This is a genomic window from Comamonas sp. HJ-2 (assembly GCF_053615495.1).
In genome coordinates this window covers 1-12232 of sequence record NZ_JBSIFD010000051.1, presented here as the reverse complement: position 1 = coordinate 12232, position 12232 = coordinate 1, and the positions used below count along the sequence as shown (strand labels likewise).

Here is a 12232-nt window from a genome sequence, read left to right as displayed (position 1 = left end):
CGTTTAAGTCCTGTGGAATACCGACAAGAACTTGGTCTAGCCGCATAAAACCAGTCCAAGTTTTTATCCGCACCCCCACTAGCCCCCGGCGGGTCAGTTTTGCGTGGAAATTAACACGGCATGGGCCAAGAACTGTGCACAGCTTAGCCCTGCCGTACCGGCGCCAATGATGGCAATGCGGTGGGCGGCGCTGTCCGCTGTAGGGTGAGAAGTCATCATGTCAATGGAGTGTCTGTCTGAGGTTGACTATCTGTGACTGGCACGAATGAGTCGGTTCACTGCGATGCAAAAGGCTGCGGTGCGAACTTCAAAGTCGTTTGAAAATGCTTGTACCTGGCGGCAATGGGCGCTATTGGGGCACCCGGATTACACGACTGAGATCTACGCCGAAACTTTGAGCCTTTAGCAGCAGCGAATGAAGTTGCTCCTCTGGGATGGACTTCTGGCGCGACAGCAGCCAAAAGTAATCCAGGCTACCGCCAATGACCAGAGAGGTCTGGTATTCGTCGTCTAGGCTGACAACGTTATAGCCGCCGTAAAACGGGGCAAAAAACGAGACTTTCAGTGCCGCTACATTGGACGGTCCTAAAAAGTGGGCTTTCCCCTCGGCTTTGCGCCATTCCTGCTTGCGCGCGTCAAATCCTCGATTCAGCACGGAAATGCTGCCATCCGCGTTGAGCTGATAACGTGCTGCCACTTGGATCAGATTTTTCTCAAAGTGGTGATCAATGCGGGCCAGCTCATACCAAGTTCCAAGATAACGATTGATATCGAAATGGCTCACCGGATCCACCCCACGAGGTACAGATACGGCGCAGCCCGATAAAGCCAGCTGGGTCCCGACAAAGACGGCCGCTAGCGCTGTAGCGCGCATGAAAGAGCTTCTTGAAATATGCATAAAGCGCCTCGATAGTGTGAAGTAAACAGAGACCACGGCAGGCTCTGGTGTACGAGATTCAGGCTGAATGGCAACAGTGCATCGACGTATGCGCACTTGAAGTGCAAACGGCTGCGGGTGAGATCACATTCCGGTGACACGACGTACCGCCGAGAAATACCAGCTATCGGGCAGGCAGCGCATGAGCTTCACCCAGCGCGTGAAGCGACGGGGAAAGTTCATTTCGAAATGCCCCAGCCTCCAGCCGCGCAAGATATGCTGAGCGGCTTCTTCAGGGCTGATGAGAGCCGGCATCTTGAAGCTGTTTTGTGCGGTCAAAGGGGTATCCACAAAACCGGGATTGATGATGGAGACTCCAAGGCCCCGAGGGTGCAGATCCAGATAGAGGTTCTCTGCCAGGTTGTTGAGCGCGGCTTTGGTGGGCCCATAGGCCAGGGACATGGGCAGGCCCCGGTAGCCGGCCACACTGCCGACCAGAGCCAGGTGACCACGCCCGGCCTCCAGCAGCATCGGCATGACAGCGTCCAGCAGTTGCAGAGCGCCGACATAGTTGACCGCCAGATGCTGCTGCATCTCCAGCAGATCGAAAGCTGTCGCGCGTTGCGGTCTGTACCGGCCTGCGCAATACAGCACCAGATCCGGCGCCCCTGCATAAGCTTTCACCGTCGCAGTGGCCTCAGCCATGGTCTCGGGCTGGGTGACATCCAGCGGCAGGACCAGAAAGCCGCTGCGGCCAAGGGTCAAGGAATGCAGGGCAACTGCATCTCTGGCCGATACGATGACCCGAGCGCCTTGCGCATGTAGAGCCTCTGAGGTGGCTCGCCCTATGCCTGAAGAAGCGCCGACTATCCAGGCACATTTCCCTTGCCAGTGGGACAGCGGCGGATTGAGCCTTGCGTGCAGCAGCGACATCGCACTTACTCCTTGATGAAGGACAGAGTCACATCGCCCAGGTGAACACCGAATTTGCTCATGACAGCACGGTTGAGCATGGTCCGCGCATCCATCAGATACATCCAGTCATCCATACTCACGTTCCAGACCTTGCCGTTCACTGGCAGGGCCAGCACATAGTTCCAACGGAAGGCGTTGCCAGCCGTCTGGCCCTGAGCCTGCCCCACCACGTCGTCTGCGTTTCCGATATAGCGGCCATCACCCAGATACTTCAGGTTCCAGATGCGTTGCTGCGTGCTGCCGTCGCTGTAGACAAAGTGCTCGTCGAGCACACCTTCGTCGCCGTTCCATTTGCCTGTCATGCGCACGGTGAAGCGCTTGACCACTTTTCCGGATCTGTCCGTGAACAAGCCGTGAGCGGTCAATGGTCCGTTGAAGTACTGACGCAGATCCAGTTCTGGGCGCTCCTGGGCATATTCCTGCACAGACGGACCCGCGCAGCCGGCCAGCATTCCCATGAACGTCAGTCCTATTGCGGCGCGGCGCCAAGGCAGGAATGAGAAAGTACTTGTCATGGATTTCATTTCAGTCTCCAAGATTGGTGCAGGCGCTCGCCACGCCACAGGCAAGCCCAGGCCATCAGTTTGAACAGGCAGGGAAGGCCTCCATATGCCCATGCCAGTGCCTGCAAGCCGGCAGGGTCGGTCGTGCCGCTGCGGTATCCCATTGCGGCAAGAAGCGGCAGGCACAGTCCAGCTGCCAATGCCAGATTGAGCTTGGCAGCACAGGCCCACCAACCTAGATAGCGTCCCTCTGCAGAGCCTCCTTGGCCAGACTCGTGGATGACGCCGGTCAGTAAAGCCCCAGGCAGCGCCAGATCTGCCCCGAGGGCCAATCCGCTTGTCAGACAGATGATGGTGAAGATCCAGCTGTCGCCGGCCCCGAGCCAGGGGGTGATGGAAAATGCGATCACGCTCGCCAGCATGCCGGCGCGCCAACTGGGCGCCAGCCCCCAGCGCGAGACAGCCTTCACCCACAGTGGCAATCCCGCAGCGGCGGCACCGAAATAGCACAATAGAAGTAGTGGCTGCAGATCCGGCGCATGCAAGCGATCCATCACGAAGAACGGCAGCAGTGTGGCGGGTATTGCTGCTGCCACGCCGTTGAGCATGAATACAGATAGCAGTCTGCGAAAACTTGCGTCCGCCCATGGTGAGGGCATAGCAGGCTTGGTGTGCAGTTGCACGGTGGACGCCGGTATCGCACTGGACCGTTGCAGGCTATGCAGCCCTAGCAAGCCCAGGACAAGCGCCATCATGAGCACCAGGCTGGTGGAATCAAAACCCAGCCAGGTAGGCAGCACGCTAGCCAGCAGCACGCCAGCGAGGGTGGCGCCTTCGCGCCAGGCCGTCACGCGCGCGCGCCAGTCGGGCTCGCCGCCCCAGCGCGTGCCCCAGGCCTGGTGCAAGATGCTCACGGCGCTATAGGCCAGAGTGCAGAGCAGCAGGCTGGCAGCCAGCCAGCCCAGTAGACCAGCCTGGCTGGCGTTTGGAGGATGCCACAGCGCAGCGAATCCCAATGCCATGAGCACGCTGCCCAGCACCGCGGCCAGCCATGCGGCACGCAGCCCGCTCTCCAGCAGGCGATCGGCCATGCGTCCCAGGGCTGGGTCGAGCACCGCGTCCAGAGCGCGGGTGGCAAGCAGTACCGCCCCCAGGCCAGCCAAGGGCACCCCGGCGGCCACTGCATAGTGATGAGGCAGGTTGACATACAGCGGCAGCGACACAAATGCCAGCGGCACCCCGAGACCTCCATAAGCGAGCCCCACACGCCAGGGCAGCGGCTTGGATGGAGCTGAGCTGGGGGAGGGCATGGTCTTTGTCTCCTCAGCGCTTGCCCAGCAGCGCAGCGCGTAGGCCAGGCGCCGAAGTCTGATCAGACAGCCAGATGCCAAAAAACAGGCGCGCGTACTCTGCATCCTGCAGGCGTGCGGTTTCGCGTCCATTGTGGAAAAAGCTCACATCGCCGGCTCCGTCAGTCAAGCCCAGCAGTCGATCCTGCGCAGCGACATCAGGAAAGGCCTGCTTCATCATCAGCAGCCACTGGCGTGCCTGTGCTTCGGAGAAGCTGCCCACGCGCCGCATCTCGGCCACCGATCGCTCGGCGATGGCCTCACCCTCCAGCTTGCGGTCATAGACCAGCTCCAACGCGAACGGCTGGCGTGCATAGTCCGTCGGCTCGAAGTCCGCCTGCGCCCAGAGACGGGCCTCGTAGACCCGCAGGCCAAAAAAGCGCAGCACGCCGCTTCCGATCAGGCGCGCCGAGGGCAGGGTGGAGCGCAGCTCCGCAGGGGCGGCAGGCGTAGCTGCCAAGAGGTTGTTGGTCATTAGAGTCATAGTGGGAGCAAGAAGGCTGGCGCTCCAGACCAGGGCTTGGCGCCGTCGAATGTCATGCATGGTCAGGCCTGCGCAAAGTGAACTGGACCACATCGGTGTTGCCCGTATCAAAGGCCGCTTCGCAATAGGCCAGGTAAAACCTCCAAATGCGCACAAAGCGCTCATCGAAGCCCAGGCTTCGCACCTCATCAAGGCGCTGCTCAAAGGCGTGACGCCAGCGTCTGAGCGTTTCGGCATAGTCCTTGCCAAAGCGCATCTTCTTTTCCACCGTCAGGCCGGCGCGTTGGGCCTCTTGCTCGAAGGTCGTAACGCTCGGTAACAGACCGCCTGGGAAAATGAACTGCTGGATGAAGTCGGTGGAGTGCAGATAGCGCGCAAACAGGTCTTCGCGCAGGGTGATGGATTGCAGGCAAGCGTAGCCGCCGGGCTTGAGGCAGTCGCGTAACGCCTGGAAATAAGTACGCCAGTATTCATGCCCGACAGCCTCGAACATCTCGATGGACACAATGGCATCAAAGGGCTGTGCTGCATGTTCAGCCGCCAGATCCCGGTAATCCTGGTAACGCAGGTCGACCTGTGCCTGCAAGCCTGCTTGTGTGATGCGCTGCATGCCCCACTGCAGCTGCTCGCGCGACAAGGTGACGCCGGTCACCTGCGCGCCAAATTGCGTGGCGGCCGTCTCTGCCAGCGCCCCCCAGCCACAGCCGATTTCCAGCAGGCGCTGACCAGGCTGGAGTCCTGTCTCACTCAAGGCACGTCTTATTTTGGAGCGCTGTGCCTGCTCCAGGTCGGTCGCTTGCAAGGGCGTACCGCTGAGCCCTTCGAACCAGGCAGAGCTGTAGCTCATGGTGGGATCCAGCCACAGCCGATAAAAATCGTTACCCAGGTCATAGTGGGCATGAATGTTTTTGGCGCTGCCCGCCCGCGTATTGCGGCGAAGCAGGTGGCGCAGCCTGAAGCCCAGGCGACCCCACCAGTGGCCGTACACCAGTTGCTCCAGGTGATCGCGATTGCTGATGCAAAGACGCAACAGGGCACTGAGGTCAGAGCTGTCCCATTGGCCCTCGATATAGCCCTCGGCCAGCCCGATATCGCCCGAGCTCAGGATGCGGTCCAAAGCTTCCCAGTGCTGGATTGCACAGCGTGCATCTGCTTCCGCTGTGATCTGCTTCGGGAAATGGCGCACTCGTCCATCAGGCAATTGCAAATCCAGTTGGCCGTGCGGCAAATGCTCCAACAGCTTCATGACGCGACTGGCGCTGCGTGGCAGGGAGCGCGTTGAACCGGCGGACTTGCTCAGTAGGGGGACAGTGGTCGTGTTCATCGTGTTACAAAGCGCTTGGGCGCAGGTGGTTTGCGATGGAAAGGAAGCCGCTTCGCCCAAAGGCGGAGTGCCTGCCAGTGGATGCGGAAGATGACTCCGAGTGTCATCAGCGGCGTGCCGAAGAAAGCCTGGCGCACTGTGGAGGTGTTCAAGGGATGCAGTGTCCCTTCGACGCCCGTGCGCAGCAGCGGCCCTGTCTCGTCGTAGAGATCCACGAGCGCCAGATTGGTGCTTTCACTGCGTTTGAAGCGGAAGCGATACTCTCCCTGGGTCTCGCAAAATGGTGAGACATGAAAGCACTTGTGCGCCACATGCTCGCAATCCCAGGCGAGCTGAGGTCCTGCGAGAAGATAGGCATGACGCTCACCAAAGGTGTTGTTGACCTCGGCCAGGATTGCTGCCAGCGTGCCATCTGCTCGGTGTGCGTACCAGAAACTCACCGGCTTGAAGGCATAGCCCAGCACGCGGGGAAAGGTATGCAGCCAGATTTCTCCATCTGCATCCCGGATACCTTCTTCCTGCAACAGCTTTTCGAACCAGGCCAAAGAGTCGCAGCTGCCGTCGCCATGATCGCTGTCATGAAAGCTGAGCCAGCCGCGCCGATTGCGCCGCAGCACTGCAACCGGATGCTCACGCAGGCTTCGCATGGGAAGCAGTAGAAAATATCCGGGGTAACGGAATGCATGCTCGACTGGCCGAAGCCGGCGATGCCAGATATGGCCAAAGCCAATCAGAGGAGGAACGCTCATAGAGCTTCCTCCAAGATGGCCCCTGGGAGCACTGGTTGCTGTGTGTGGCTCAGAGAGTGGAGCACTCCATCGGCAGCTTCGAGACCTGAGCGTAAGCCATCTTCATGAAACCCATAGCCACACCAAGCGCCACAAAACCAAGTATTGCGCCTACCTTGTAACTCACCAACACGCTGTTGTGCAAAGATCGCAGCCTGGTCGAAAACAGGGTGGCTGTACTGAATACGCGCATGAACTTTGTTGTCGGCAACTGGTCGAGTCGGATTCAGTGAAACCAGTACGGGTTGCTGCCAAGGCAGGGGCTGTAAACGGTTGATCAGATAGTGCAGACAGACACCGGCATTCTCTGCGCTGAGGGAGGGTGCACGTTCGTAGTTCCAGGCCGCCCAGGCTGCCTGGCGTTGCGGCAGCACGGCTGTATCGGTATGCAGAACTGCTTCATTGGGCTGGTATCGAATTCCACCTAGCACTGCACGCTCCAACGGTGTCGCATCTTGACCCAGCAAACGCAACGCCTGGTCACTGTGGCAGGCCAAAACAACCGCATCAAAATGCTCCGACCCATGGGGCATCTGCAGCATGACCCCATGCATATCGCGCTTCAAACTCAGCACTGGGGTATCCAATCTGGTTTCATGGCGACCATCCTGCTTAATTCGGGCAATCACGCGACGCACGTATTGCTGAGAACCGCCGCGCACGGTGTACCACTGAGGCCGATGTGTGACCTGGATCAGACCATGGTTGTGGCAAAAGCGAATCAAGGTGGCGACGGGAAAGCGCAGCATCTGATCCGTAGGGCAGGACCAGATGCATCCAATCATGGGCAGCAGATAGTCGCTGCGAAACGCTTTACCGAAGCCATGCTGGTCCAGAAAGTCCTCTATTGACGTATTGAGCTGTGCCTCGATCTGGCGTTCTGCGATATCTGTGGTCAGGCGGTTGAAGCGCAAGATCTCGAGCAGCATGCCGATAAAGCGGGGACGCAGCAGATTTCTGCGTTGAGCGAAAACTCCTCCTAAGGAGCTTCCGCTCCACTCAAGTCCGCACCTGCCATCGACGCTGGGCACTTGAACTGAAAAAGACATCTCGGAAGGTGCCGTTTCCACATTGAGTTCACTAAACAGCTGCGTGAGCATGGGGTAGGTACGATGATTGAATACTAGGAATCCTGTATCTACGCCATGGCTTACATCATCAAGGCAGAGCTCTAACGTGTTGGCATGTCCGCCGAAATGGCTGGTCGCTTCGATTAAGCAAATGCCGTGCGATGCTTGGGTGGTAGCCAGACGAAATGCGGCGGCCAGACCGGATATACCCGAACCGATAACAGCTATACGAGGCATGAAAGCTCCTTGAAGTATTGGGTGAACACTCAAGAAAACCGAAAAGATCAAATCTTGAACTGCTTAGTTCAAACTATAAACCTTAAATTTCAAATTTGCACTACCTGGTGTGTAAGATGATCTTGTGCGTCCTAAAATGTTGGCTATGAACGCTCGGTCAACAATCAAAGAACAAATTCAACGTGTACGGGAAGAGGCTGTCGTGGCGGCGGTGAACCGCCTTTTGGCGACTAAGGGCTACGACGCGATGACGGTGGATGAGGTCGCTGCTGAAGCAGGAGTCGCCAAGGCCAGTCTGTACAAGTTGTTTACTTCCAAAGAAGAGCTAGCCGGCGCAGCGATGGTCGGCGTGCTGGATCGTGCTTTGAGTTTTGTGGATGGCTTGCGCCGAGAGGCCGAGCAGGTAGCCGAATCCGGTCAGAGCACTCCTGCGCTGGATCAGCTCAAAGCAGTCGTGCGGTGGGCTATGCAAACGCAACTGGAAGGACAAATGCCCTCACTTCCGGCGCAAAATTCGAGTCTCAGCGCCTCATTGCAATCGAACGACGAGTACATGGATCGACTCATTGCGTTGAGCAATAGGCTCAGTACGTGGATTACCGAAGCCCAGACAGGTGGTCATTTGCAATTGCGACTACCTGCTGAACTAGTACTCTACACTCTGTTCGCGCGCGCCTGCGATCCGGTCGTGGCATTGCTCAAGGAGTCAGGCCAATACACGCATGACCAGATCATCGACTGGGTAACAAGCACGACTTTCGATGGTTTGGCCGTGAGATAGCGCTGCTCTCTCTCTTTGCTTTAGGGTTCGGAAGATTCGGACGATATTGATGGTGGGAAAGCCATCTCTTGCCATCGTGGCAAAGATCGCCTCTAACGCCAATTGCTAGGATGCAGAGCCATTCGTGTGTACTGACTTTGCAGGCGCCGAAACCCTACGGCGCAACCAGCGCATCAAGACCCCAAGCAACGGCAATTTCTCGTACAACTCTTCTGCGGTGTCCCAGTAATCACGGTGGTGTGTTACGCGGCCTTCGCAATCGAAGCAAACAGAAGAAGCGCCGCGAATGCACTGCTCAACCTCGGATCGCCAGTGACCCAGCCGAAAACGGAACTCCCATTCCAGAAATGCGTGATGGCCTTGCACCAGAGTCTGGGTAACTACAAAGTGTGGCTCCTGCAACGAGGAAAACATGTGTTCAAAAATGCTGGCGATCGCTGCCACCCCACGAACTTCGTTGAAGGGATCTTTGAAGTAGGCATCCGCCGCATAGTACGCGTCAAGCCGTTGTAGATGTTCTCCTGTCAGCCCTTCGTAGAACTCGACAAGCCTCTGAACAGCAACCCGACTGTCGTGGTTGCACGAAAATTTGTCCACATTCATTGACTACTACCTGATGGTAAGCGCGTTATTAGGACAAGGCGAGCATAGAACACAGGCTTTAGGAAGCAGGCTTAACTTGCAACTCCCAAATAATAGTAGTTGCTCTGGCATGGCTAGGAGACTTTACTTGTGCTCTACCGGGACTCATTTAGGACTGAGTTTTCCCTAGGCGGATTTGCCGCCTGGGGCGAAGCCAGCTAGATGAAGAGGAGGATTCTTCCATCTTACCGGCCTGTGGACATAGAGGTCCACATTGTTGAGTTAGTAGTTGTGAGTGTTAGAAGTCGCTGCACGAACATCGAATTTCGTGAGCTCTAAGGAGGGATCGCGGTAGCGTTAGCGTTAGTCGTTCGAACACTCAATCTAGAGTCTGTGGTCGACTCATGCGTATTCCTGTTGAATTGACCGCCTGTGCGGTTGTGGCTGACCGGTCTACTGGTCGTGACCGACTGAGTTCGGCCAGAAGCAGACAGCTGCAGTGCGCCTCCGATCAACAGCTTCGGGTAGAGCAGCGACTGCAAGAATCTGCCAGAAGCCATCGCCCAGATTTAACCCAAAGCCTAAGTGCTGCTTAAATGCGGCGAGACGTGGATGATTTTCTAACAGGCCGGCTCGCTTTGTACGATCAATGCCCGCATAGATTCACCTGAAAGCGTCACTCGGCAGAAGAAAGGCATGAAATGTTGCGCGTGTTGGGCAAGGCATCGTCAATCAATGTACGCAAGGTACTCTGGGCCTGTGCCGAAATGGACATACCTTTTGAGCGAGAGGATTGGGGGTCAGGCTTCAAGTCGACCCATACGGTTGAATTCATTGCGCTCAATCCCAATGCCATGGTGCCGGTCATCCAGGATGGCGATTTTGTTTTGTGGGAGTCGAACACCATCATTCGCTATCTGGCCAACCGCTATAGCGGCGCTGAGATTTACCCGCTCGATGCGCTGGCGAGGGCGCGAGTTGACCAATGGATGGACTGGCAGGCAACGGATCTCAACAAGTCCTGGAGCTATGCCTTCATGTCATTGGTTAGGCACTCTCCCGAGCACCAGGACAGCCATGCGCTGGCAACCGGCTGCCGGGAATGGTCGAAGCATATGGGGATCCTGGATCGGCAACTGGATTCGACCGGTGCCTACGTCTGCGGTGAGGCGTTCTCTCTTGCGGACATACCTGTTGGCCTGTCAGTAAACAGGTGGTTTGAAACACCGCTGGCGCACCCGGACTATCCGGCGGTACGGCACTATTACGAGCGCTTAAGCCGTAGGCCGAGTTATCGTCTGTATGGCAGAAATGGAATGCCCTGAGAGGCTGGCTAACGGCCAAGAGCAGCCAGTGGTTGGGATGACAAGCGGTCGCTCAACGCTCAGTTTCAGCCGCAGACTCGCCGAAGGCGAAGCTGCCTTTGCTCTGTTAATTCATCCAGTTTGTCCAAGATCGTCTGCATCACACAGGGCTGCCCGATGTTGCCAAATGTAATGTAGGCCACACCATGCAGCATGGCCATATCTTGCGCTTGCGGTCTAAATTGGCGAATCAAAGATTCCAGAACGAGCAAGGAACCTATCCTTCATCCACCGCCAGGCGCTGTGGCAGCTTCTTCACCAGTTCATCCACCGCCAGCCGCGTCTTCAACGGCAGATGCACGGTGTACGGCCACAGCGCATTGATCACATAGGACACGCTGGGCTGGCCCTGCAGCACTTCACGCAACTCGCCGCTGTCCAGATGCTTGCGCGCCAGCCAGGATGGCAGCCAGGCAATGCCGAAGCCCGCAATCGCTGCGTCGGTGATGGTACGCAGGTCATCCATCTGAAAACGGGCCTTGGGCCGGATGGCCTTCACCTGCCCATCGACCAGCACCTGCCAGTCATGCACCCGTCCCTGGCGGGTATAGGCCAGCCCGTCGTGCTGTTGCAAGTCGTGCAACGTGGCGAGTTCGCCATGGCCTTGCAGATAGGACGGTGCAGCACAAAACACCATGCTGTGCACGCCGAGCCGGCGGGCCGCAAGATCGCCGCTGTCCGGCGGCACGCCGTTGCGGATGACCAGGTCTAGACCCTCGTCCACCAGGTCCACCATGCGATCGCTGAAGTACAGTTCCAGCGTCAACCCCGGATGCTCTCTCGCCAGCTCAAGCAGGATGGGCGCGATGTACAAATTCCCGAACAGCACCGGCATGGAAACCCTCAGCCGGCCATTGACATGGCCCTTGCCGCTTTCCAGTGCCGCCTCGCCGGTACGCACTGCCTCCAGCGCTCGCAGGCAGTGGTCGTAGAACAGCGAGCCCTCCTCGGTGAGACTCTGGCTGCGCGTGGTGCGGTGAAACAGCAGCACGCCCAGGCGCTGCTCCAGGCGAGCCACGCTCTTGCCGACCGCAGAGCGGGTGATATGCAGTCCCTGCGCCGCCTGGGCAAAGCTGCCGGCTTCGACCACAGCCACGAAAACATCAATGCCACTCAAGCTACTAGCCATACATTGCATCTTTTTTGGAAACAATAATAGGAAATACTATCACCACCAAAGACAAAAATTGCTTGATAAGCTTGATGCATTGATAAAACTTCTCTGCATGGAGCACTTCCGTGAGCAAAATTCTCGTTCTTCAGTCCAGTATCAACGGCACCCATTCCAGGACCAACCACCTTATCGACAGCTTCCTAGCCGAGCGCAAGGCACGTGGCCATGTCGATGAAGTAGTGGTGCGCGACCTGCCCGGCATGAACCTGCCTGTGCTGGACGACGAGCTGTTCCATGCCCTGCGCGGTGCCGAAAACTCCAGCCAGCGTATTCAACAAGGGGTGGCTCTGTCCGACCAGCTCATCGCCGAACTCAAGTCCAGCGACCTGCTGCTGATCGGCGCTCCCATGTACAACCTGAACGTGCCGACAGCACTGAAGAACTGGTTCGACCTGGTGGCCCGCGCCCGCGAGACCTTCCGCTACACAGAAACCTATCCGATGGGTCTGGTGGAAGGCGTCAGTGCCGTAGTCTTCAGCTCGCGCGGCGGCATTCACCTGGGGCAGATGACCGACGCTGTCACGCCCTATCTGCGCTCGGTGCTCGGCCTCATGGGCATCAACGAGGTGGAATTCGTCTACGCGGAAGGCATGGACATCCGCCCGCATGGCGTAGAACAAGGCATGGCCAACGCCCATGCGCAGATCGGAGGGTGTGCAGAATTTTGTGTAAACGGACAATCCACCGCAGGCGAGAGCCTGCTTGTCCGCAAACACAATGACAA

General features: G+C 57.8%; 14 protein-coding genes. 3 read left to right on the top strand and 11 right to left on the bottom strand.

The window, feature by feature from the left end; genetic code table 11:
- Positions 1–349: 349 nt before the first annotated feature.
- The 8 genes from ACWGXF_RS23970 to ACWGXF_RS23935 all read right to left on the bottom strand — a co-directional run bounded on the left by ACWGXF_RS23970 (position 350) and on the right by ACWGXF_RS23935 (position 7607).
- Entirely contained in the window at positions 350–793 is a 444-nt protein-coding gene (locus tag ACWGXF_RS23970; protein WP_452102565.1) for a lipocalin family protein, read from the bottom strand.
- A gap of 228 nt (positions 794–1021) precedes the next feature.
- The gene (locus tag ACWGXF_RS23965) at positions 1022–1810 is read right to left on the bottom strand and encodes an SDR family NAD(P)-dependent oxidoreductase (RefSeq protein ID WP_087082766.1); all 789 of its coding nucleotides are present in this window, start codon (positions 1808–1810) and stop codon (positions 1022–1024) included.
- Between the two features lie 5 nt (positions 1811–1815).
- Positions 1816–2376 (bottom strand): DUF3833 domain-containing protein, encoded by a 561-nt coding sequence (locus ACWGXF_RS23960; RefSeq protein WP_452102564.1) that lies wholly within the window; start codon positions 2374–2376, stop codon positions 1816–1818.
- A complete protein-coding gene (locus tag ACWGXF_RS23955) occupies positions 2373–3665 on the bottom strand; it encodes an MFS transporter (protein WP_452102563.1) in 1293 nt (430 codons plus the stop codon). Before ACWGXF_RS23955 ends, ACWGXF_RS23960 begins: the two co-directional genes overlap by 4 nt.
- Positions 3666–3678: 13 nt before the next feature.
- Positions 3679–4248: a chalcone isomerase family protein gene (locus ACWGXF_RS23950; protein ID WP_198528650.1), complete on the bottom strand. Its 570-nt coding sequence runs from the start codon at positions 4246–4248 to the stop codon at positions 3679–3681.
- Positions 4241–5512, bottom strand: a complete 1272-nt coding sequence (locus tag ACWGXF_RS23945; RefSeq protein ID WP_452102562.1) for a class I SAM-dependent methyltransferase — start codon at positions 5510–5512, stop codon at positions 4241–4243. The genes ACWGXF_RS23950 and ACWGXF_RS23945 overlap by 8 nt, the downstream gene beginning before the upstream one ends.
- Complete coding sequence (locus tag ACWGXF_RS23940) at positions 5509–6261, bottom strand: DUF1365 domain-containing protein (RefSeq protein WP_012838021.1); 753 nt, start codon at positions 6259–6261, stop codon at positions 5509–5511. Before ACWGXF_RS23940 ends, ACWGXF_RS23945 begins: the two co-directional genes overlap by 4 nt.
- On the bottom strand, positions 6258–7607 hold the full coding sequence (locus ACWGXF_RS23935; protein WP_452102561.1) for an NAD(P)/FAD-dependent oxidoreductase: 1350 nt from the start codon (positions 7605–7607) through the stop codon (positions 6258–6260). Before ACWGXF_RS23935 ends, ACWGXF_RS23940 begins: the two co-directional genes overlap by 4 nt.
- A gap of 145 nt (positions 7608–7752) precedes the next feature.
- Here ACWGXF_RS23935 and ACWGXF_RS23930 point away from each other — a divergent pair, with 145 nt between their 5' ends.
- Positions 7753–8388 carry a TetR/AcrR family transcriptional regulator gene (locus ACWGXF_RS23930; RefSeq protein ID WP_034408419.1) on the top strand — a complete coding sequence of 212 codons (636 nt, stop codon included), beginning with the start codon at positions 7753–7755 and terminating at the stop codon, positions 8386–8388.
- A 105-nt stretch (positions 8389–8493) separates the two neighbouring features.
- On the opposite strand, the gene ACWGXF_RS23925 is transcribed toward ACWGXF_RS23930, so the two are convergent.
- Complete coding sequence (locus ACWGXF_RS23925; protein WP_202788460.1) at positions 8494–8991, bottom strand: nuclear transport factor 2 family protein; 498 nt, start codon at positions 8989–8991, stop codon at positions 8494–8496.
- A gap of 680 nt (positions 8992–9671) precedes the next feature.
- On the opposite strand from ACWGXF_RS23925, the gene ACWGXF_RS23920 reads away from it, so the two are divergent.
- On the top strand, positions 9672–10295 hold the full coding sequence (locus ACWGXF_RS23920) for a glutathione S-transferase family protein (protein WP_452102560.1): 624 nt from the start codon (positions 9672–9674) through the stop codon (positions 10293–10295).
- 65 nt (positions 10296–10360) lie between these two features.
- Here the strand turns inward: ACWGXF_RS23920 and ACWGXF_RS23915 are convergent, their stop codons facing one another.
- Complete coding sequence (locus ACWGXF_RS23915) at positions 10361–10546, bottom strand: hypothetical protein (protein WP_034382421.1); 186 nt, start codon at positions 10544–10546, stop codon at positions 10361–10363.
- Positions 10547–10551: 5 nt separating this feature from the next.
- On the bottom strand, positions 10552–11463 hold the full coding sequence (locus tag ACWGXF_RS23910) for a LysR family transcriptional regulator (protein ID WP_452102559.1): 912 nt from the start codon (positions 11461–11463) through the stop codon (positions 10552–10554).
- 110 nt (positions 11464–11573) lie between these two features.
- Between ACWGXF_RS23910 and ACWGXF_RS23905 the strand changes: the two genes are divergently transcribed.
- On the top strand, positions 11574–12232 hold a 659-nt coding region (locus ACWGXF_RS23905), incomplete at its 3' end, for an FMN-dependent NADH-azoreductase (protein WP_452102558.1).

What these genes read in the sequence shown, in the direction of transcription:
- ACWGXF_RS23965 (WP_087082766.1), bottom strand. Translation starts at nt 1,810, where the DNA reads ATGTCGCTGCTGCACGCAAGGCTCAATCCGCCGCTGTCCCACTGGCAA.
- ACWGXF_RS23960 (WP_452102564.1), bottom strand. Translation starts at nt 2,376, where the DNA reads ATGAAATCCATGACAAGTACTTTCTCATTCCTGCCTTGGCGCCGCGCC.
- ACWGXF_RS23955 (WP_452102563.1), bottom strand. Translation starts at nt 3,665, where the DNA reads ATGCCCTCCCCCAGCTCAGCTCCATCCAAGCCGCTGCCCTGGCGTGTG.
- ACWGXF_RS23950 (WP_198528650.1), bottom strand. Translation starts at nt 4,248, where the DNA reads ATGCATGACATTCGACGGCGCCAAGCCCTGGTCTGGAGCGCCAGCCTT.
- ACWGXF_RS23945 (WP_452102562.1), bottom strand. Translation starts at nt 5,512, where the DNA reads ATGAACACGACCACTGTCCCCCTACTGAGCAAGTCCGCCGGTTCAACG.
- ACWGXF_RS23940 (WP_012838021.1), bottom strand. Translation starts at nt 6,261, where the DNA reads ATGAGCGTTCCTCCTCTGATTGGCTTTGGCCATATCTGGCATCGCCGG.
- ACWGXF_RS23935 (WP_452102561.1), bottom strand. Translation starts at nt 7,607, where the DNA reads ATGCCTCGTATAGCTGTTATCGGTTCGGGTATATCCGGTCTGGCCGCC.
- ACWGXF_RS23930 (WP_034408419.1), top strand. Translation starts at nt 7,753, where the DNA reads ATGAACGCTCGGTCAACAATCAAAGAACAAATTCAACGTGTACGGGAA.
- ACWGXF_RS23925 (WP_202788460.1), bottom strand. Translation starts at nt 8,991, where the DNA reads ATGAATGTGGACAAATTTTCGTGCAACCACGACAGTCGGGTTGCTGTT.
- ACWGXF_RS23920 (WP_452102560.1), top strand. Translation starts at nt 9,672, where the DNA reads ATGTTGCGCGTGTTGGGCAAGGCATCGTCAATCAATGTACGCAAGGTA.
- ACWGXF_RS23910 (WP_452102559.1), bottom strand. Translation starts at nt 11,463, where the DNA reads ATGGCTAGTAGCTTGAGTGGCATTGATGTTTTCGTGGCTGTGGTCGAA.